19 protein-coding genes are annotated in these 21,384 nt (G+C 33.4%); all 19 read left to right on the top strand.

Going from position 1 to position 21,384, the window contains the following annotated elements:
- The first annotated feature begins 7 nt into the window (after positions 1 to 7).
- Positions 8 to 412 carry a cell division protein FtsL gene (gene ftsL, locus MUA21_RS04300; protein WP_107526114.1) on the top strand — a complete coding sequence of 135 codons (405 nt, stop codon included), beginning with the start codon at positions 8 to 10 and terminating at the stop codon, positions 410 to 412.
- Positions 393 to 2,675 (top strand): penicillin-binding protein, encoded by a 2,283-nt coding sequence (locus MUA21_RS04305; protein WP_262561938.1) that lies wholly within the window; start codon positions 393 to 395, stop codon positions 2,673 to 2,675. Before ftsL ends, MUA21_RS04305 begins: the two co-directional genes overlap by 20 nt.
- Before the next feature lie 201 nt (positions 2,676 to 2,876).
- Positions 2,877 to 3,842 (top strand): phospho-N-acetylmuramoyl-pentapeptide-transferase, encoded by a 966-nt coding sequence (gene mraY, locus MUA21_RS04310; protein WP_046208710.1) that lies wholly within the window; start codon positions 2,877 to 2,879, stop codon positions 3,840 to 3,842.
- A gap of 1 nt (position 3,843) precedes the next feature.
- Complete coding sequence (gene murD, locus MUA21_RS04315) at positions 3,844 to 5,193, top strand: UDP-N-acetylmuramoyl-L-alanine--D-glutamate ligase (protein WP_262561939.1); 1,350 nt, start codon at positions 3,844 to 3,846, stop codon at positions 5,191 to 5,193.
- A 14-nt stretch (positions 5,194 to 5,207) separates the two neighbouring features.
- Positions 5,208 to 6,098, top strand: a complete 891-nt coding sequence (locus MUA21_RS04320; RefSeq protein WP_262561940.1) for a cell division protein FtsQ/DivIB — start codon at positions 5,208 to 5,210, stop codon at positions 6,096 to 6,098.
- A gap of 105 nt (positions 6,099 to 6,203) precedes the next feature.
- Positions 6,204 to 7,610: a cell division protein FtsA gene (gene ftsA, locus MUA21_RS04325; RefSeq protein ID WP_262561941.1), complete on the top strand. Its 1,407-nt coding sequence runs from the start codon at positions 6,204 to 6,206 to the stop codon at positions 7,608 to 7,610.
- A gap of 29 nt (positions 7,611 to 7,639) precedes the next feature.
- A complete protein-coding gene (ftsZ, locus tag MUA21_RS04330; RefSeq protein ID WP_107526110.1) occupies positions 7,640 to 8,806 on the top strand; it encodes a cell division protein FtsZ in 1,167 nt (388 codons plus the stop codon).
- Positions 8,807 to 9,044: 238 nt separating this feature from the next.
- The gene (pgeF, locus tag MUA21_RS04335; protein WP_262561943.1) at positions 9,045 to 9,833 is read left to right on the top strand and encodes a peptidoglycan editing factor PgeF; all 789 of its coding nucleotides are present in this window, start codon (positions 9,045 to 9,047) and stop codon (positions 9,831 to 9,833) included.
- 18 nt (positions 9,834 to 9,851) lie between these two features.
- Positions 9,852 to 10,526 (top strand): YggS family pyridoxal phosphate-dependent enzyme, encoded by a 675-nt coding sequence (locus MUA21_RS04340; protein ID WP_070037957.1) that lies wholly within the window; start codon positions 9,852 to 9,854, stop codon positions 10,524 to 10,526.
- Between the two features lie 5 nt (positions 10,527 to 10,531).
- A complete protein-coding gene (locus MUA21_RS04345; RefSeq protein WP_262561944.1) occupies positions 10,532 to 11,113 on the top strand; it encodes a cell division protein SepF in 582 nt (193 codons plus the stop codon).
- 12 nt (positions 11,114 to 11,125) lie between these two features.
- The gene (locus tag MUA21_RS04350; protein WP_046208703.1) at positions 11,126 to 11,416 is read left to right on the top strand and encodes a YggT family protein; all 291 of its coding nucleotides are present in this window, start codon (positions 11,126 to 11,128) and stop codon (positions 11,414 to 11,416) included.
- 107 nt (positions 11,417 to 11,523) lie between these two features.
- Positions 11,524 to 12,294 carry a YlmH family RNA-binding protein gene (locus MUA21_RS04355; RefSeq protein WP_064209069.1) on the top strand — a complete coding sequence of 257 codons (771 nt, stop codon included), beginning with the start codon at positions 11,524 to 11,526 and terminating at the stop codon, positions 12,292 to 12,294.
- Positions 12,295 to 12,428: 134 nt separating this feature from the next.
- Positions 12,429 to 13,064 (top strand): DivIVA domain-containing protein, encoded by a 636-nt coding sequence (locus MUA21_RS04360; protein ID WP_046208701.1) that lies wholly within the window; start codon positions 12,429 to 12,431, stop codon positions 13,062 to 13,064.
- A gap of 239 nt (positions 13,065 to 13,303) precedes the next feature.
- Positions 13,304 to 16,054 carry an isoleucine--tRNA ligase gene (ileS, locus tag MUA21_RS04365; RefSeq protein WP_107526107.1) on the top strand — a complete coding sequence of 917 codons (2,751 nt, stop codon included), beginning with the start codon at positions 13,304 to 13,306 and terminating at the stop codon, positions 16,052 to 16,054.
- A gap of 310 nt (positions 16,055 to 16,364) precedes the next feature.
- Positions 16,365 to 17,159 (top strand): VOC family protein, encoded by a 795-nt coding sequence (locus MUA21_RS04370; protein WP_262561945.1) that lies wholly within the window; start codon positions 16,365 to 16,367, stop codon positions 17,157 to 17,159.
- A gap of 136 nt (positions 17,160 to 17,295) precedes the next feature.
- Complete coding sequence (lspA, locus tag MUA21_RS04375) at positions 17,296 to 17,772, top strand: signal peptidase II (protein ID WP_107526105.1); 477 nt, start codon at positions 17,296 to 17,298, stop codon at positions 17,770 to 17,772.
- 12 nt (positions 17,773 to 17,784) lie between these two features.
- On the top strand, positions 17,785 to 18,702 hold the full coding sequence (locus tag MUA21_RS04380; RefSeq protein WP_064209065.1) for an RluA family pseudouridine synthase: 918 nt from the start codon (positions 17,785 to 17,787) through the stop codon (positions 18,700 to 18,702).
- Positions 18,703 to 19,220: 518 nt separating this feature from the next.
- Positions 19,221 to 19,748: a bifunctional pyr operon transcriptional regulator/uracil phosphoribosyltransferase PyrR gene (gene pyrR, locus MUA21_RS04385; RefSeq protein ID WP_046208696.1), complete on the top strand. Its 528-nt coding sequence runs from the start codon at positions 19,221 to 19,223 to the stop codon at positions 19,746 to 19,748.
- Positions 19,749 to 20,050: 302 nt separating this feature from the next.
- Positions 20,051 to 21,358, top strand: coding sequence for a uracil-xanthine permease family protein (locus tag MUA21_RS04390; protein ID WP_073342371.1), 1,308 nt, complete (start codon positions 20,051 to 20,053; stop codon positions 21,356 to 21,358).
- Positions 21,359 to 21,384: the final 26 nt, after the last annotated feature.

Here is a 21,384-nt window from a genome sequence, read left to right on the forward strand (position 1 = left end):
TTTTTGAGTGGCAGTAGAGAAGATATACCAACCGTATAATGGAGCAGAACAACAAATACCACAAACGCAACCGTCGCCTCATCCCCAGAGTCAACCCCAGACAGTTAAGCGTAAAGTAATTGTCAAGCTAACTAAGTTTGAAAAGATGTTATACATAGGACTTATAACAGTGATTGCTTTAATAAGTATTTATATGCTATCTTTAAAAATGGATGCGTATGAAACTCGAGAAAAAATTGCAGATTTAGATACAAAAATTGAAAAACAATCTAGTGAAAACAGCGCAATAAAATCTGAAATTAAAAAGAACTCCTCATATGAACGCATTTACGATAAGGCCAAAAAAGATGGAATGAGCCTTAAGAACGATAATGTAAAGGTAGTGCGTAATAATGGCGAAGCGAAGAATTAAATTAAAGAAACCGAAGTTTTCAATTAAAAAAAGTAAAATAGGGGCAGTCCTACTCATTCTTGGATTTGGACTGCTCTTTTTTACGTTGGTTTTAAGATACTCATATATTATGTTGACAGGACACTCTTCTGGTGAAGATTTAATTATGAAAGCGAACGAAAAATACTTAGTAAATAGTCAGCAGCAACCAGAACGAGGTAAGATTTATGACAGAAATGGCAAAGTGTTAGCGGAAGATGTGGAACGGTATAAAGTTGTGGCAGTTGTTGATAAAAAAGCAAGCGAAGGCAGCGATAAACCTAAGCATGTAAAAGACAAAAAAGAAACTGCAAAAAAACTTGCGACAGTGATTGATATGTCAGCAAAAGAAATTGAGAAAAAACTAGATAATAAAAAAGCCTTTCAAGTTGAATTTGGTCAAAAAGGCACAGATTTAACGTATCAAGAGAAAGAAAAAATTGAAAAAATGAAACTTCCTGGTGTGACGTTATATCCAGAAACGGAAAGATTTTATCCTAATGGAAACTTTGCATCTCACTTGATAGGTATAGCTCAAAAAGACCCAGATAGTGGAGAATTAAAAGGTGCTTTAGGTGTTGAAAAAATATTTGATAGCTATCTTTCAGGACAAAAAGGTGCTTTATCGTATATTCATGATATTTGGGGGTATATTGCACCAAACACCAAAAAAGAAAAAGTGCCTAAACGTGGAGATGACGTACATTTAACGCTTGATTCAAATATACAGGTTTTCGTTGAAGAAGCGTTAGATGGCATGGTTGAACATTATAAGCCAAAAGATTTGTTTGCCGTAGTGATGGATGCGAAAACAGGAGAAATCTTGGCATTTAGTCAAAGACCAACTTTTAATCCAGAAACTGGTAAAGATTTTGGGAAAAAATGGGCAAATGATTTATATCAAAACACATATGAACCAGGGTCAACTTTTAAATCTTATGGTCTAGCGGCAGCAATTCAAGAAGGTAAATTTAAACCTGATAAAAAATATACTGCTGAACCTAGAGAAGTAATGGGCTCTAAAATATCTGACTGGAATAAAGTAGGTTGGGGGAAAATCTCAATGTCTACCGGTTTCACGTATTCTTCAAACACTTTAATGATGCACTTACAAGATTTAGTTGGCTCAGATAAGATGAAAGAATGGTATGAAAAATTTGGTTTTGGTAAATCTACTAAGAGTATGTTTGATGGTGAATCTACGGGCGGTATAGCTTGGGATAATGAAGCACAGCAAAAAACATCCTCATTTGGTCAATCTACAACTGTAACACCAGTTCAAATGTTAAGAGCGCAATCCGCTTTTAATAATGAAGGTAAAATGCTGCAACCATGGTTTGTAGATAGCGTGAGCAATCCTGTTACTGATGATACTTTTTATAAGGGTAAAAAAGAGTTTGCAGGAAAACCAATTACTAAAGACACTGCTAAGAAAGTGCGTACTGAATTAGACAAAGTTGTAAACAGTGAAGATAGTCATGCTAAAAACTATCAAATTGATGGTTATGACGTAGCAGGTAAAACAGGTACAGCACAAGTTGCTGACTCTGATAATGGTGGTTATGTTCAAGGGGAAAATCCATACTTTGTAAGTTTTATTGGTGATGCACCTAAAGATGATCCAGAAGTAATAGTGTATGCTGGTATGAGTTTAGCACAAAAAAATGACCAAGAAGCTTATGAAATGGGTGTAAGTAAAGCGTTTAAACCTATTATGGAAAACACGTTGAAATACTTAAACGTAGGGGATAAAAACTCTAAAGATAAATCTGATGTGAAGTATAGTAAAGTGCCAGATGTTCAAGGTCAGGAAACGCAAAAAGCACAAGATAAGGTAAATGGTAAGTCTCTCGAACCAATTGTCATAGGAAGTGGAGATAAAGTTGTTAAACAATCAGTATCACCAGATAAAGAAGTGCTACCGAATAGTAAGGTATTATTACTGACAGACGGGGATATAACTATGCCAGACATGACAGGTTGGACAAAAGAAGAAGTGATTGCTTTTGAAACCTTGACGCAAACAAAAGTAACTACAAAAGGTAGTGGCTTCGTTTCTAATCAATCTGTTAGTAAAGGACAAAAAGTTGATAAAAAAGATAAAGTAGAAGTGACGTTATCTGCAGAAGCGGTTAATGGTGAGTCTTCGACGACATCATCCAAAGAAAAAGAATCGTCCAAAGATGATTCTAATAAAAAAGATGATAATAACTCAGGTTCAAACAGTGACAAACAAAGTGAATAAAAATTTATTGTATTTCTGACGTCACTGGTAAAACATGTTAAAATGTATCATTTGAAAATTGATGCGAGGTAGTAATTTAAATGTTGAATACAAAATATAATTTTGAAATTTGAAACATACTTACTGCCTCGTTACATATGATTTATAAGTTGCACTTAGCATTAACGACATCAATCCAATTTAATATTAAAGGAGCATAATATGGTTTATTTACTAGCAATCATTGCACTACTAATAACATTTATATTAGTCCCTGTATTGATACCAACACTAAAGCGAATGAAATTTGGACAAAGTATAAGAGAAGAAGGCCCTCAAAGCCATATGAAAAAAACAGGTACACCGACGATGGGAGGATTAACTTTCCTACTTAGTATCATTGTCACATCAATATTAGCTATTATTTTTATGGATAATGCAAATCCGATTATATTGTTGTTGTTTGTGACGATTGGTTTTGGATTAATTGGTTTTATTGATGACTATATCATTGTTGTTAAAAAGAACAATCAAGGATTAACGAGTAAACAAAAATTCCTTGCTCAAATCGCTATTGCAGTTGTTTTCTTCATATTAAGCCAAGTGTTTAATCTGACAGACTTTTCAACGGGAATTCATATTCCATTTACAGGTTTAGAAGTACCATTATCAATTGCATATGTAATTTTCATTGTATTTTGGCAGGTTGGTTTTTCTAATGCGGTCAATTTAACAGATGGATTAGATGGACTTTCTACTGGACTGTCTATTATTGGATTTATTATGTATGCCCTTATGGCATATATCCAAGGCGCAAATTCTATTGGCTTGTTTTGTATTATCATGATTTTCGCATTACTTGGATTCTTACCTTTTAATTTAAATCCCGCTAAGGTATTTATGGGAGATACAGGTAGTTTAGCTCTAGGCGGTATTTTTGCTACAATTTCAATTATGCTCAATCAAGAATTGTCACTTATTTTTATCGGTTTTGTATTTGTAGCTGAAACATTATCAGTTATGATTCAAGTCACATCATATAAGCTTACAGGAAAAAGAGTTTTCAAAATGTCACCACTACATCACCACTTTGAGCTAGTAGGTTGGAATGAAAGAAAAGTTGTTACTGTATTTTGGACAGTTGGTATTATTTCAGGTCTTATTGGCTTATGGATTGGAGTGAATTAAATTGCTGAAATATACAGGTTTAGAAAATAAAAATGTATTAGTAATAGGATTAGCAAAAAGTGGATATGAAGCTGCGAAATTGTTACAAAAACTTGGTGCAAATGTCGTTGTTAACGATGGCAAAGATTTAAGCCAAGATGCACATGCAATCGATTTAGAAAATATGGGTGTCAAAGTTGTTGGTGGAGCACATCCATTTTCCTTACTTGATAATGAACCACTCATTTTTAAAAATCCAGGTATTCCATACACAGTTCCGTTAATTCAAGAAGCGGAACGTCGAGGATTACACATACTTACTGAAGTAGAACTAAGTTATTTAGTTTCCAAAGCGCCCATTATTGGCGTGACTGGAACAAATGGAAAAACAACGGTCACTTCTTTAATAGGTGATATGTTTAAAAAAAGTAGAATTACTGGTAAATTATCTGGCAATATTGGTTATGTAGCTTCAAAAGTGGCACAAGAAGTAGAAGAAGAGGATTACCTTATAACTGAACTCTCTTCATTTCAATTACTAGGTATCGATCAATATAAGCCGCATATATCGATTATTACAAATATTTATTCTGCACATTTGGATTATCATGAGAATTTAGAGAATTATCAAAATGCAAAAAAACAAATATATAAAAATCAAACTGAAGAGGATTATTTAATATGTAATTATCATCAACGTCACCTGATTGAATCAGAATCCTTAAAAGCAAAAGTGTATTACTTTTCTACACAACAAGAGGTTGATGGTATATACGTAAAAGATGGTTATATTACATTTAAAGGTTTCCGACTTATTCATAAAGATGACTTAGTATTACCTGGTGAACACAATTTAGAAAATATACTCGCAGCTGTGTTAGCGGCACTGTTAGCAGGGGTTTCAGTAAGAGCCATAATAGATAGTTTGACAACTTTTTCTGGTATAGAGCATAGACTTCAATATGTAGGTTCAAACAAAACCAATAAATATTATAATGACTCTAAGGCTACCAATACTTTAGCGACACAGTTTGCTCTAAATTCATTTGAGCAACCCATTATTTGGTTGTGTGGTGGTTTAGACAGAGGCAATGGATTTGATGAATTGATTCCATATATGAATAACGTCAGAGTGATGGTGACCTTTGGTGAGACGCAAGAAAAATTTGTGAAATTAGGCGTGAATCAAGGTAAATATGTAATAAAGGCCACAGATGTAGAAGATGCAGTCGATAAAGTACAATCAGTTATTGAGCCTAATGACGTTGTATTATTATCACCAGCTTGTGCAAGTTGGGATCAATACAATACATTTGAAGAGCGCGGAAATAAGTTTATTAAGAGCTTCCAAGCGCACTTACCTTCACTTTAAAGGTTGTGAAATAAATGTCAGATAAAGTTAGTGAATTTGATTCTGAATATTTAAAAGAGAAACGTGCAAAACGACGTAAAAAACAAAAACAAATACAATACACAATCTTCGGTATTTTGCTATTTATTATTTTACTGATTCTTATTTATATGTTCACGCCATTGAGTAAAATCAACTCGGTGACAATTGAAGGTAATGACAATGTATCTAAAGCTTCTATAAAAAAAGCGATAGATGTAAAAGATGACTCTAGAATGTATACCTATAGTACTTCATCAGCTGTTAATAATTTGAAAAAGAATAAATTAATAAAGCATGCAGAAGTAACTAAAGTATTGCCGAATAAGGTGAAGGTTAAAGTGACAGAAAGCCAAATCGTTGGTTTAGTTAAAAAGAAAGATCATTATGTACCGATTCTTGAAGATGGAACAGAATTAGAAAATTATGAAGAAAGTAATGTAACAGATGACGGTCCCGTCCTTGAAGGATTCAAAAAAGAGAAAAAAGAAAAAATAATACAAGAATTAGCAAAAATGCCTACAAAAGTGCGTAGCATGATCGCCGAAGTGCAATATGACCCGCAAGAAAATTTACAAAACCAAATCAAGTTATATACGACAGATGAGATTCAAATTGTGGGTAATTTGAATACTATTGCAAATAAAATGAAGTATTATCCTCAAATGTCACAGTCGTTAGAACGTGATGAATCAGGAAGCTTAAAAAAATCAGGCTACATTGATTTGTCTGTTGGTGCTTCTTTTATTCCTTATAGTGGTGGAAGTACTACTAAATCAACAAGTGATCAAAATGTTGACAAAGGAAACACAGAAGAAGATAAGGCGAAAGACGAGTTACAAAGTGCCTTAAATAAGATAAATAAAGAATCAGACAAAAATAATTAAAAAATTTAGACAAATACATGTGTTTATAGTTCACAAGCGTCAAAACGTATTGTAAACTGTTAATAGTGTGAACATGAATAAGTTATTGTCAGGAGGTGCCTATCTATGGAAGAGCATTATTATGTAAGTATAGATATCGGTTCGTCAAGTGTTAAAGCGATAGTGGGCGAAAAATTTCACAATGGAATAAATGTGATAGGTACAGGACAGACCTACACAAGTGGTATAAAAAATGGTCTTATTGATGATTTCGACATCGCAAAACAAGCGGTTAAAGATACAATCAAAAAAGCCTCTATTGCGTCAGGCGTCGATGTTAAGGAAGTATTTTTAAAACTTCCAATTATCGGAACTGAGGTATTTGATGAGTCAAATGAAATTGAATTTTATGAAGATACTGAACTAGATGGTACACACATTGAGCGTGTACTTGAAGGTATTCGTAAAAAAAATGATGTACCCGAAACAGAAATAATAAACGCTTTCCCAATTAAATTTGTTGTGGATGGCGATAATGAAGTGTCAGATCCTAAAGAACTCATTGCAAGACATAGTTTGAAAGTTGAAGCTGGTGTTATTGCGATTCAAAAATCAATTTTAATAAACATGATTAAATGTGTAGAATCTTGTGGTGTAGATGTATTAGATGTATACTCTGATGCATATAATTATGGCTCAGTACTTTCGGCAACTGAGAAAGAACTTGGCGCATGCATTATTGACATTGGTGAGGATATAACACAATTGGCATTTTACGAAAGAGGAGAGCTTGTAGATGCTGATGCTATAGAAATGGCTGGTAGAGATATAACGGAAGATATTGCAAAAGGTTTAAATACTTCTTATGAAACGGCTGAAAAAATCAAACATCAATATGGTCACGCTTTCTTTGATTCAGCGTCGGATCATGATGTGTTTACTATTGATCAAATAAATAGCGAAGAAGAAGCACAATTTACTCAAAAAGATTTGGCAGATGTGATAGAAGCACGTGTGGAAGATATATTCTTTAATGTGTTTGATGTATTACAAGAGTTAGGTCTTACAAAAGTAAATGGTGGTTTCGTTGTAACAGGTGGTTCGGCCAATTTACTAGGCGTTAAAGAATTGCTGCAAGACATGGTAAGTGAAAAAGTAAGAATTCATACGCCATCCCAAATGGGTATAAGAAAACCAGAGTTTTCTTCAGCGATTTCAACGATTTCTAGTAGCATTACTTTCGACGAATTACTAGATTATGTTACAATAAATAATCATGACAGTGAAGAATTTGAAGAAGAAGTCATAGAATCAAATGATCGAGAAAATAGTACGAAGTCAAGCGGATTTGATTGGTTCAAAAAGAAATCAAACAAACAAGAAGAGCCACATACATCAACTTCTGATATAGAAGAACCAGAAGCGTCTGAGGCATACGAACATGAAGACAACATAGAACAAGAAGAAGAAAGTAAACCTCAAGACAAAGAAGAAAGTAAGTTCAAGAAACTTATGAAATCTCTATTCGATTGATTGGCCACTAAAACTAGGAGGAAATTTAAATGTTAGAATTTGAACAAGGATTTAATCATTTAGCGACGTTAAAAGTCATCGGTGTAGGGGGCGGCGGAAATAACGCTGTTAACCGAATGATTGATCATGGTATGAATAATGTTGAATTTATTTCAATCAATACGGATGGACAAGCTTTAAACTTATCTAAAGCTGAGTCTAAAATCCAAATTGGTGAAAAATTAACACGTGGTTTAGGCGCTGGTGCAAACCCTGAAATTGGTAAAAAAGCTGCCGAAGAATCTCGTGAGCAAATTGAAGATGCAATCCAAGGTGCTGATATGGTATTCGTAACAGCAGGAATGGGCGGCGGTACTGGTACAGGTGCTGCTCCAGTTGTAGCAAAAATTGCAAAAGAAATGGGAGCGTTAACAGTTGGTGTTGTTACACGTCCATTCGGGTTTGAAGGCCGTAAGCGTCAAACACAAGCAGCTGCTGGTGTAGAATCAATGAAAGCTGCTGTTGATACATTAATCGTCATCCCTAACGACCGTTTATTAGATATTGTTGATAAGTCAACACCAATGATGGAAGCATTTAAAGAAGCAGACAATGTATTACGTCAAGGTGTTCAAGGTATTTCAGACTTAATCGCTGTTTCAGGTGAAGTTAACCTTGACTTTGCAGACGTTAAAACAATTATGTCTAACCAAGGTTCTGCATTAATGGGTATCGGTGTATCTTCTGGTGAAAACCGTGCTGTAGAAGCTGCTAAAAAAGCTATTTCTTCTCCATTATTAGAAACTTCTATTGTAGGTGCACAAGGTGTGCTAATGAACATTACTGGTGGAGAGTCATTATCATTATTTGAAGCACAAGAAGCAGCAGACATTGTTCAAGATGCAGCTGATGAAGATGTTAATATGATTTTCGGTACTGTGATTAACCCAGAATTACAAGATGAAATCGTAGTAACAGTCATTGCTACTGGATTTGAAGATAAACCTTCATCTCAAGGGCGCAAAGCTTCAAATACTGGATTTGGCAACAGTGCATCATCTGGAAGTACATCTGCAAAAGAAGATTCATTCTCTTCTAGTGCATCACAAACGACAGACAGTGCAAATGAAGGTAGAACACATACTACAAATGAAGATGATATTCCTAGCTTTATCAGAAATCGTGAAGAAAGACGTTCTAGAAGAACTAGACGTTAATCTCGAATGGACTTCTTCTTCTGTTAGTTTTTTATAATAATTAATAATAATTTAGACAATATAAAATATATAAATGTCATCAGGTCCAAAGATCTGATGACTTTTTTGAATTTAGAAGTTGGCATATTATTTGTTGTGAACTACATTATTATGTAGAAAAATATAGTTTTCAATTATTTAGAATCTCCCGAATGTCTTTAGATAGTTTATAAATGTTGAATAGCTGGAGGTTTATAGCATGCAAGAGAAATTTATCAAAGATCGTCATATTTTAAAATATTTCGATAATCAATTAAAGAATGTAAAACTGGGTATAACAACAAGAGAAGAAGGATACAGCCATTACCCGAAAGATGCATTTAATATGGCTAGATACATTAATGATGATCAAGATAATGTAACGAGACACCAAGCGTTACTTGCTTCTGTAATTCAGTTTCCAAGAAATCAATGGGTTTTCCCGATTCAAACACATGAAAATAAGGTAGTTGAAATTACAAACAAAGATAAAGGTACTAATATTGATAGTCTTTCTAATGCATTACATGGTATAGATGGTATGTATACATTTGAAAATGACATTTTATTAACTATGTGTTATGCAGATTGTGTACCAATTTATTTTTATAGCGAAAAACATCACTTTGTAGGCTTAGCTCATGCAGGTTGGCGTGGCACAGTAGGTCAAATTGTCAATCAAATGTTAAAACGTATACCATTTGATTGGAACGACTTAAGCGTTGTTATTGGACCAGCAACTGCAAATTCATATGAAATTAATGATGATATTAAAAGCAAGTTTGAGCAATTACCTATAGATGCTCATCAATATATCGAAACAAGAGGTGACAATCGTCATGGCATAGACCTAAAAAAGGCGAATGCTATGTTGTTAGAGTATGATGGTGTTCCGAAAAATAATATTTATATAACGAATTATGCGACATCGGAAGATTTAAATTTGTTCTTTTCATATAGAGTAGAGAAAGGCGATACAGGTCGTATGTTAGCTTATATTGGTCAATAACTAAGAGGTGTATAAAAATTGGATGTACAACAAAGTTTAGCGCAAATAAATGAACAATTGAAAATACATTGCGAAAAAGGTAATATTACAACAGTCCCGCACGTGATAGCAGTGACAAAATATGTTACAATAGAGCGAGCTAATGATGCTTATCAAGCAGGTATTAGACATTTTGGTGAGAATCGTTTAGAAGGTTTTCAACAAAAGAAAGCAGCTTTACCAGACGATGTAGTCATGCATTTTATCGGTTCTTTACAAACAAGAAAAGTTAAAGAGGTCATTAACGATATCGACTATTTTCACGCTTTAGATCGTCTGAAATTAGCAAAAGAGATTAATAAAAGAGCTGAACATAAAGTGAAATGTTTTGTTCAAGTCAACGTTTCTGGAGAAACGTCAAAACAAGGTATCGCTTTAGATGAGGTAGATACGTTTATTAAGGATTTAGAGCAATATGAAAACATAGAAATAATTGGTCTTATGACGATGGCACCTTATACGGATGATGAACCGTATATTAAAGATTTATTCAAATCATTAAGAGCAAAGAGAGATGAAATTAAAGCGCTCAATTTAAATTATGCACCATGCACAGAATTGTCAATGGGAATGAGTAATGATTACCATTTAGCAGCCGAAGAAGGTGCATCATTTGTGAGAATTGGGACTAAACTTGTAGGAAAAGAGGAGTGAGCCCCGTGGCTTTAAAAGATTTATTTAGTGGTTTTTTCGTAGTTGAAGAGGAAGACGATGATTTACAAGCGCCACCTGAAGAAGAACAAGATAGACACCAAGCGCAGTCTCAAACAAATTATAATAATCAACAAAATGACAATACAGAAAGACAACGCATACAGTCCGTACCCAAAAAACAACCAACAAGATTACAACAATCAACCGGGGAAAGGAAGTATCAAATGAATAACAGTGCACCTAAAAATAATACTAGGAACGTTGTGAACATGAATAATCAAGATCAAAACAATTATGGTTTTACGCAAGAAAGTTCTAAAATGTGTTTATTTGAACCACGCGTCTTTTCAGATACTCAAGACATTGCGGACGAATTAAAAAATCGCAGAGCAACTTTAGTGAACTTACAACGTATTGATAAAGTATCTGCAAAAAGAATTATCGATTTTCTAAGTGGTACCGTTTATGCAATTGGTGGAGACATTCAACGTGTAGGTTCTGACATATTCTTATGTACGCCAGATAATGTTGAAGTTGCAGGAAGCATAACAGACCAAATCGAAAATATGGAATACCAAGGTGAATAGAGGTAAACATTCATGGATATAGGTTTATTAGCAAATATATTTCAATTTATTTTATTCTTGGTTCAAATTTATTACTTTGGGATGATTGTATATTTCTTTATGTCATGGCTTCCAGGCGCACGTGAAAATAAATTCGGTCAATTTTTATCAAAATTGTATGAACCGTTTTTAGAACCATTCCGTAAAATTATTCCACCTATTGGCATGATTGATATTTCATCCATTGTTGCAATAATTGTACTTGTATTATTCCGAACTGGTTTAGAAAATATTTTTAATTTAATTTTAAATTATTTAGTGTAAGTTTTGTATTGAGGATAAAATGATATTTGAATAAATTATAAAATAAATGTTAAGCACCTAACGTTAAAAACGCGAGGTGCTTTAACTTATATTTGGAGTGAAATCACATCGATATTTATCAACATTTTAGAAAAGAAGAACATGAATTAATCGATCAACTCATCGATAAGTGTTATCGTGCCAACGACCAGTTTGCACCAGTATTAACTTCCTTTTTAGATCCCAGAGGCCAATATATATTAAATGTTGTAGTTGGTAGTTTTCAAGATTTAGAAGTTACTTTTTATGGTGGGCCATATGCTGAGAGACAAAGAGCCATCATAGCACCAGATTACTTTCAACCTGAGGTGGAAGATTTTGAAATCATTCTTTTTGAAATCGATTATCCTCAAAAATTTGTCACACTTCAACACCAACATGTCTTGGGCACAATTATGTCATTGGGAATCGAAAGAGACCAATTAGGTGATATTGTTGTAGATAATCGCATACAATTTACTTTGACAAAGCAATTAGAATCATATATTATATTGGAATTAAATAAAATTAAAGGCGCGACAGTTAAACTAAATGCGCTACCAATAAAAGATATGATACAATCAGTAGAGAACTGGCACTCATCCGAAACAACCGTAACTGGTTTACGTTTAGATGTCGTTCTAAAAGAAATGATTCGTAAATCTCGTTCCATTAGCAAACAGTTAATCGAAAAGAAACGTGTTAAAGTTAATCATACGATTATTGATTCTGCAGATTTCCAACTGGATAAAGGAGACTTACTATCTATTCAAGGTTATGGCAGAGCAATGATTACTGATATTGGTGGAAAAACAAAAAAAGATAAAGTACGAATTTCCTACAAAACTTTATTTAAATAAGTTATACTTATAAAGTGTAGAACAACCGAATTTTAACGACTAAAATAAGCAATGATACCATATAAGATGAAATTTTATTTATGATATTTAATGAAATTACAAAATAGTGTATGATAGAAGGAGGATATTGACGCATGGCTTTTACACCAAGTGAAATAAAAAACAAATCCTTTACTCGTGTGAAAACGGGTTTTGAACCAACTGAAGTTGAAAGTTATCTAGAACAACTCAGTAATGAAATTGAACGTTTAAAAGAAGATAAAGCACAACTAGAAAAAGTTGTCGAAGATAAAGAAACAAATATTCAATCTTATAAAGATGTGCATCAATCTGTGAGCGATGCATTAGTTCAAGCGAAACAAGCTGGAGAAGAGACGAAAGCAGCAGCCAATAAAGATGCAGAGGCAACAATTGCTAAAGCAAAAAGCGAAGCAGATCGTATTGTCAATGATGCAGTTGAAAAAGCTCGCCGCCTTTCTTTCCAAACAGAAGATATGAAACGCCAATCTAAAATATTTAGATCTCGTTTCCGTATGTTAGTAGAAGCACAGTTAGATTTACTTAAAAATGATGATTGGGATTATTTATTAAATTATGACCTTGATTCTGAACAAGTAACACAAGAGAATATTAATCATTTAAATGAAAATGAATTAACTGAAGAAGAAAAAGCGATGAAAGCAAAAGCTGAAGCAGATAGTACGGCAGAGGCGGATGCAGAAGCAACAGATAACAGCGGTTCAACAGATAATGAGAATAATAAACAATAAACAGCAGACGCGTAAGAAACAGTCGATATATTCAAGCGAGTTAGGGATAGTGTGAGCCTAATATATATTTGTTTCTTATATCACTGTAGTTTTAACTGAATAACATGCAATGAGAGAACTCTAAGTTGAGTTAATCAGGGTGGTAACGCGGTATATATCGTCCCTGTTAATTGAACTTAGAGTTCTTTTTATTGTTAAATACTAAACAAGTCAGAATATTGTAATAAGGAGTGTAGGAAATGGACTACAAAGATACGTTATTAATGCCGAAAACGAATTTTCCAATGCGTGGAGGATTACCGAATAAAGAGCCAAAAATCCAAGAAGAATGGGATGCTAATGATATTTATCAAAAAGCATTAGACAAAAATAAAGATAACGAACATTATATTTTACATGATGGTCCACCATATGCAAATGGTAACTTACATATGGGACATGCGTTAAATAAAATTTTGAAGGATTTTATTACGCGTTATAAAACAATGCAAGGTTTCTATACACCATATGTTCCTGGTTGGGATACACATGGGTTACCAATTGAACAAGCGCTTACTAAAAAAGGTGTTAAGCGTAAAGAATTATCAATTGCTGAATTTAGAAGAAAATGTGAAGCATTTGCGTTAGAACAAATAGAAAATCAAAAAAAAGATTTTAAACGCCTTGGTGTTAAAGGAGATTTTGCTGATCCATATATTACATTAAAACCGGAATATGAAGCTGCACAAATTCGTTTATTTGGTGAAATGGCTGATAAAGGTCTTATTTACAAAGGTAAAAAACCAGTTTATTGGTCACCATCTAGTGAATCATCACTTGCTGAAGCAGAAATTGAATATCAAGATAAGCGTTCGCCATCTATTTATGTAGCATTTGATGTTAAAGATAGCAAAGGTATTGTTGATGAAGATGCAAAATTCGTTATTTGGACTACTACACCTTGGACATTACCATCGAATGTTGCGATCACAGTACACCCAGATTTAATTTATGGTCAATATAATGTGAATGGTGACAAATATATCATCGGTAAAGACTTAGTTGCTAATGTTGCTGAAGCATTAGGATGGAACGAAGATGCCATTGAATTAGAAAAAGAATTCAAAGGTAGTGACTTAGAGTATATCGAAACACAACATCCTTTTGTTGATCGTGTGTCACTTGTGATTAATGGATTACATGTCACAACAGATGCTGGTACAGGGTGTGTTCATACGGCACCTGGACATGGGGAAGACGACTTTGTAGTAGGTCAAAAATATAACTTGCCTGTTATTAGCCCTGTAGATGATAAAGGTGTATTTACAGAAGAAGCTGGTCAATTTGAAGGTATGTTCTACGATAAAGCGAACAAAGAAATTACAGATTTATTAAAAGAAAATGGTTCATTATTAAAATTAGAGTTTATTACTCATAGTTACCCACATGATTGGCGTACTAAAAAACCTGTTATTTTCCGTGCAACACCACAATGGTTTGCCTCTATTGATAAAGTACGTCAAGATATTTTAGATGCAATCGAAGATACACACTTCAAGGTTGATTGGGGTAGAACTCGTATTTATAACATGGTAAGAGATCGTGGCGAATGGGTTATATCACGTCAACGTGTTTGGGGTGTACCATTACCAGTATTTTATGCGGAAAATGGCGATATTATTATGACTAAGGAAACTGTTAATCATGTTGCAGATTTATTCCAAGAACATGGTTCAAATGTATGGTTTGAGCGAGAAGCTACAGAGTTACTACCTGAAGGGTTCACACATCCAAGCAGTCCAAATGGTGTGTTTACAAAAGAAACAGATATCATGGACGTTTGGTTCGATTCTGGATCATCACACCGTGGTGTATTAGAAGAACGTCCGGAACTTTCATATCCTGCTGATTTATATCTAGAAGGTAGTGACCAGTACCGTGGTTGGTTTAACTCTTCAATTACAACTTCTGTTGCTACGAGAGGAATTTCACCATATAAAATGTTACTTTCACATGGATTTGTAATGGATGGTGAAGGTAAAAAGATGAGTAAATCATTAGGTAATGTCATTGTACCTGATCAAATCGTCAAACAAAAAGGTGCAGATATTGCGCGTCTTTGGGTAAGTAGTGTAGATTATTTATCAGATGTGCGTATTTCTGATGAAATTTTAAAACAAACTTCTGATGTATATCGTAAAATTAGAAATACCTTAAGATTTATGTTAGGTAATTTAAATGATTATAATCCTTCAACAGATGCAATTGCAGAATCTGAGCTATTAGAAGTAGATAAATATTTATTAAATAGATTACGTGAATTTACTGCTAATACGCTAGACAATTATGATAATTATGATTATTTAGATATATATCAAGAATTACAAAATTTCATTAACGTTGAATTAAGTAATTTCTATTTAGATTACGGTAAAGATATCTTGTACATTGAAGAGCAGAATGCACATAAACGTCGCAGTATGCAAACAGTGTTGTACCAAATTGTAGTAGACATGACAAAATTATTAGCGCCTATCCTAGCGCATACGTCTGAAGAAGTGTGGTCACATATCCCACATGTAGAGGAAGAAAGTGTTCATTTAACACGTATGCCTGAACGTGTAGCAGTTGATGCTGAATTCATGGAAAAATGGAATACATTTATGAAATTGCGTGACGATGTGAACCGTGCTTTAGAAGTTGCGCGTAATGAAAAAGTAATTGGTAAATCATTAGAAGCCAAAGTGGTAATCGGTAGCAATGATAACTTTGATGCGACTACATTTTTACAACAATTCTCTGACTTACAACAATTATTTATTACTTCACAAGCGGAGGTAGTTGATAAAGTTGAAAATGGAGAATCATATCAATATGGTGATATCCACATTGAACATGCTCACGGAGAAAAGTGTGAACGTTGTTGGAACTATAGTGAATCATTGGGTTCAGTAGGTGAATTAGATAACCTATGTCCACGTTGTCAAGCAGTAGTTAAAACACTTGTTTAAATATGGATAAATGTTAAAGTAAGAACATGGCAAATACGTTATTCATAAAATATTAAACGGTTTTGTTCTGATGTATTTGAATAGAATTATAAAAGTGTACTATGTATTTTTTCATTAAAACAAGTTATGACTAATATTTTAGAAAAACCTGAGACATCACTACGATGTCCCAGGTTTTCTTTTCGCTAATATAAAAATGAAACGAGTTATTTCACAAATCCAAAAGTAAGATTAAAATGAGCATATTAAAATTTAAAATTAAACAAATCAGATATAATGGATGCAATAAGCAATTAGAAAGGTGTTAAATATGTTCCATAACGAAAGTGCCCATTTTGTAAATGGCATTATATTAAATGTAAGAGATAAAGATGAAATGAAAAAATTTTATGGAGATACTATTGGATTAAATGTAGTAAATGAATCATATTCTACAATTCAATATGAGGTTGGTAATCTGAATCACTTCATGACACTTAATCAAATCAATATGGGAAGAGAACCTCTTGTTTCAGAAGCAGGTTTATTTCACTTAGCGATAAAATTACCATCTAAAACAGACTTAGCAGACTTGCTTGTGCAATTCAGTGAATATAAAATACCTATCAATGGTGGCGAACACGACATTTCAACTTCATTATATTTAGAAGATACGGAAGGAAACGGCTTGGAGTTTTATGTAGATAATCCCATTGATGAATGGTCTATTGAAAATGAAAAAGCAGTTTTAGAAACAAAACCATTAAATGTACCTAAATTACTAACTTATGTCTCAGATGAGAAGTGGCAAGGTATTCCTGATGAAAGTATTATTGGATATATAAATTTAAAAACAATTCGATTAAATAGAGTTAAGCAATATTATAAAAATTACTTTGGTTTGGTACCTTCTTCTGTAGAAACTGACAGTGCGGTTTATTTAGCTTCAAATGGTTATCACCAACATCTCGTAGTGAATAATTGGTTATCAAGTGTAAAACGTATAGAAAATCATAGAACTTATGGTTTAGCGTGTGTAGATTTTCATTTTCCAGAAACAACACATAAATTATTAGTTGGACCTGATGGTATTCAATTTAGGTTTAATTATTATTCCGTACTCTAGAATAATGTCTATTTTAATAACATTTAAAAAAATCAACTTATTATTTGAACTGTAACTTTTTTTATAAGTTTGATTAGGATATAATGAGAGTTGTTGTAAAAAGCGACCGCACGAAGAACAAATAGGAGGTACAGACATGAAACGTCAGTACTATATTGGTATTTCTATATTTATAACAATTGTTATACTTATATTAGATCAAATCACAAAATTTATAATAACTAAAACAATGCAAATTGGTGACTCATTTGAAGTAATCCCTAATTTTTTGAGTATCACTTCACATAGAAATAATGGTGCAGCATGGGGAATTTTAAGTGGAAAGATGGCTTTTTTCTATATTATAACTGTCATTATTCTGATCATACTCATTGTCTTTTTTATAAAAGAAGCGAAGCATAATTTGTTAATGCAAATTGCTATAAGTTTATTGTTTGCTGGTGCTTTAGGTAATTTTATTGATCGTGTATTAAATGGTGAAGTTGTAGACTTTGTTGATACTTATATATTTAGTTATAATTTTCCAATATTTAACGTAGCTGATTCTAGTTTAACTATAGGCGTCGTTTTAGTAATAGTCGCATTATTAAGGGATATGAGGACAGAAGAATAGGAGAGATAGTGTATGGAATTTCATGAGTTTAATATAGATGACCCAGCTAATGTAGGACAACGAATAGATAAATTATTGCCTGAATTTAATACTGAATGGTCACGTACTCAAATGCAAGATTGGATTAAAGAAGGCCTGGTTAAAGTCAATGGTAAAGTGATAAAATCCAATTATAAAACTAAGTCAAATGATAAAATTATAGTAACTGAGAAAGAAATTGTTGAGGCAGATATTAAACCAGAAAATCTTAATCTGAATTTTTATTATGAAGACGATGATGTCGCAATTGTATATAAACCTAAAGGTATGGTAGTACATCCATCAGCAGGTCATTATACGGGTACATTAGTAAATGGATTAATGTATCAAATGAAGGACTTATCTGGTATAAACGGAGAGATACGTCCAGGGATTGTACATCGTATTGACAAAGACACTTCCGGGTTATTAATGATTGCAAAAAATGATGTTGCACATCGTAGTTTAGTAGAACAGTTGATAGATAAATCAGTAACGCGTAAATATATTGCATTGGTACATGGTAACATTCCACATGATTATGGTACTGTTGATGCACCTATTGGTAGAAATAAGAATGACCGCCAATCTATGGCTGTAGTTGATGATGGTAAAGACGCGATTACTCACTTTAATGTATTAGAACATTTTAATAAATATACGTTAATAGAATGTCAGTTAGAAACAGGCCGTACTCACCAAATTCGTGTGCATATGAAATACATTGGTTACCCATTAGTAGGAGATCCCAAATATGGTCAGAAAAAAACATTAGATATTGGTGGTCAAGCATTGCATGCTGCAGTAATCGGTTTTGAACATCCAGTTACACAAGCGTATATTGAAAAGACAGCACCTTTACCAGAGGAATTTGAGCAACTCTTAAATGATATTCGTAAATCTGATAATTAATAATGCTTTGCTAAGTTATATCGTGAATTTTAGATAATACTATGATATATAAATGGGATTGAAACGGAAATCTAATTTTATTAATTAGATTTCGTTATCTCACCTCAACAAGGATGACTAGAAGTGAAAAAATGATTTAAAGGCAAACGATCGCTTTTATAAAACGAACGATATTCTAATATAGACTTGCAACGATATGTTATTCATGATAATATAATGACAGTTTAATAAAGAACGAACGTCTTTAATTGAAAGTCCAGAGAGGCTTCGAAGACATGTAATGAAAATAGAATATACAAACAAAGTATTTAAGTTATAACAATAGCTAAAGCCATCGTAGTTTTTCGTAAAACGCGATAAAAGTCATAATCACAAGTACAAAAATGGTTATGATGGAGAAATCATCTAAGTTTTAGATATGTCTCTACATTTTGTTTGTAATATTTTATTACGCTACCTCATGTCTTCTGAAGATGTGAGTTTTTTTAATATCATTAAAATTAAGGTAGGTGTCCAAAATGTCAGAACGCGTAATTATGGATGAAGCAGCAATACAAAGAACAGTTACACGTATTGCACACGAAATCTTAGAATACAACAAAGGTACTGATGAATTAATTTTATTAGGCATTAAAACAAGAGGGGCATTTTTAGCACGACGTATCCAACAAAAAATTGAACAAATTGAGGAAATAACTGTCCCGACAGGTACGATTGATATTACACAATTTAGAGATGATTTAGAACAGACAATAGATCAAGTTGCAGAACAGACGTATGAAATTGATGTCAATATAACAAATCAAGTCGTGATTATTGTGGATGATGTTCTATATACTGGGCGTACAGTTAGAGCATCGCTTGATGCAGTACTTCAATATGCAAGACCTAGAAAAATAGGATTAGCAACGCTTATTGATCGTGGACATAGAGAGCTTCCAATACGCGCAGACTTTGTTGGTAAAAATATACCGACCGCTAGAGAAGAAGCTGTCTCGGTTTTTCTTAGTGAAATAGATAGTAGAAATGCAGTTGTAATTGAATAAATCAACACCTTTTAATTCAGTACGAGAGACTGAGAAAGGGAAGAGAATCATGTGGAAGTCAAAGGCAAGTTTCTAGGAAGCCACACTTCAAAATATAGTTATATTATAAAAACATATACTATAGATTCTCTCCATATCATCTGAACTTAATTTAAGCTAACTATTCAAACAGCAATGCTGATGATTTAAGTCGTAATGTTGTTTGAACAAGCTGAATTTTGATTTGAGGATAGATATTTTTTAAGTCTCTTTACATGAAAACAATGTAAAGGGACTTTTTTTATGAGAGGAAGCGGAAAGTCATGGAAAATGAAACAATGTTTGAACGGACAGCTAAACCAGTATTAGATGTACGAGATAAACCTAAATTAGGACAATGGGCATTTCTAAGCACTCAACATTTATTTGCAATGTTTGGATCGACTGTCCTCGTACCATTTTTAACTGGATTACCGATATCATCTGCTTTACTAGCATCAGGGATAGGGACATTATTATATATATTAATTACACAAGCGAAAATACCCGCATATTTAGGTTCAAGTTTCGCATTTATCACACCAATCATAACTGGATTGAATTCACATAGCTTAGGTGACATGTTAGTAGCATTGTTTATGAGCGGAGTGATGTATGTGCTTATTGGATTAGCTATTAGGTTAAGTGGAACAGGGTGGCTTATGCACTTACTTCCCCCGGTTGTTGTTGGACCAGTTATTATGGTGATTGGTTTGAGTCTGGCACCTACCGCAGTCAATATGGCGATGTTTGAAAATTCAGGAGATATGAAAGGCTATAACTTAAGTTATTTAGTAGTAGCAATGATTACGCTGCTGGTGACGATTATAGTTCAAGGATACTTTAAAGGCTTCTTGTCCCTTATACCTGTATTAATCGGCATTATAACGGGGTACATTGTGTCAATATTTATGGGGCTTGTTAATTTTAAACCTGTAGCTGAAGCAAAATGGCTGCAACTTCCAGAAGTGTACCTACCATTTAAAGATTACACACCATCATTTCATCTAGGTTTAGTACTTGTCTTAATACCAATCGTTTTTGTGACAGTTAGTGAGCACATTGGGCATCAAATGGTGATTAACAAAATCGTAGGAAGAAATTTCTTTAAGGATCCAGGATTAGACAAATCAATTATTGGTGACGGAGTGTCAACGATGTTTGCAAGTATTATAGGTGGCCCACCAAGTACAACATACGGAGAAAATATAGGTGTCTTAGCTATCACGAAAATTTATAGTATATATGTTATTGGAGGTGCTGCAGTCATCGCTATAGTATTAGGTTTTGTAGGCAAATTCACAGCATTAGTTTCATCTATACCAACCCCTGTTATGGGAGGTGTATCGATATTACTTTTCGGAATTATTGCAGCAAGTGGTCTGCGAATGCTTGTAGAAAGTGAAGTTGATTTTGCAAGTAACCGAAATCTAGTCATCGCATCAGTCATATTAGTTATAGGTATTGGTAACCTAGTCTTCAATCTAAATGGTATAGGTATAAATTTAGAAATTGAAGGGATGGCATTAGCAGCATTGGCAGGTATTCTACTAAACTTAATTTTACCGCAAGAGATTGAGTCAAATAAATAAACGTCTATTTCATTACTAGGAGGCTG

It is taken from the genome of Staphylococcus ureilyticus (assembly GCF_025558845.1).
In the GTDB taxonomy this organism is placed as follows: Bacteria; Bacillota; Bacilli; order Staphylococcales; family Staphylococcaceae; genus Staphylococcus; species Staphylococcus ureilyticus.

Bases quoted from the DNA above. Each gene is read 5' to 3' on its own strand.
- MUA21_RS04350 (WP_046208703.1), top strand. From the start codon at position 11,126: ATGGATATAGGTTTATTAGCAAATATATTTCAATTTATTTTATTCTTG.
- ftsZ (WP_107526110.1), top strand. From the start codon at position 7,640: ATGTTAGAATTTGAACAAGGATTTAATCATTTAGCGACGTTAAAAGTC.
- pgeF (WP_262561943.1), top strand. From the start codon at position 9,045: ATGCAAGAGAAATTTATCAAAGATCGTCATATTTTAAAATATTTCGAT.
- ftsA (WP_262561941.1), top strand. From the start codon at position 6,204: ATGGAAGAGCATTATTATGTAAGTATAGATATCGGTTCGTCAAGTGTT.
- mraY (WP_046208710.1), top strand. From the start codon at position 2,877: ATGGTTTATTTACTAGCAATCATTGCACTACTAATAACATTTATATTA.
- MUA21_RS04305 (WP_262561938.1), top strand. From the start codon at position 393: ATGGCGAAGCGAAGAATTAAATTAAAGAAACCGAAGTTTTCAATTAAA.
- MUA21_RS04320 (WP_262561940.1), top strand. From the start codon at position 5,208: ATGTCAGATAAAGTTAGTGAATTTGATTCTGAATATTTAAAAGAGAAA.
- ileS (WP_107526107.1), top strand. From the start codon at position 13,304: ATGGACTACAAAGATACGTTATTAATGCCGAAAACGAATTTTCCAATG.
- lspA (WP_107526105.1), top strand. From the start codon at position 17,296: ATGAAACGTCAGTACTATATTGGTATTTCTATATTTATAACAATTGTT.
- MUA21_RS04370 (WP_262561945.1), top strand. From the start codon at position 16,365: ATGTTCCATAACGAAAGTGCCCATTTTGTAAATGGCATTATATTAAAT.
- MUA21_RS04360 (WP_046208701.1), top strand. From the start codon at position 12,429: ATGGCTTTTACACCAAGTGAAATAAAAAACAAATCCTTTACTCGTGTG.
- pyrR (WP_046208696.1), top strand. From the start codon at position 19,221: ATGTCAGAACGCGTAATTATGGATGAAGCAGCAATACAAAGAACAGTT.
- MUA21_RS04390 (WP_073342371.1), top strand. From the start codon at position 20,051: ATGGAAAATGAAACAATGTTTGAACGGACAGCTAAACCAGTATTAGAT.
- MUA21_RS04380 (WP_064209065.1), top strand. From the start codon at position 17,785: ATGGAATTTCATGAGTTTAATATAGATGACCCAGCTAATGTAGGACAA.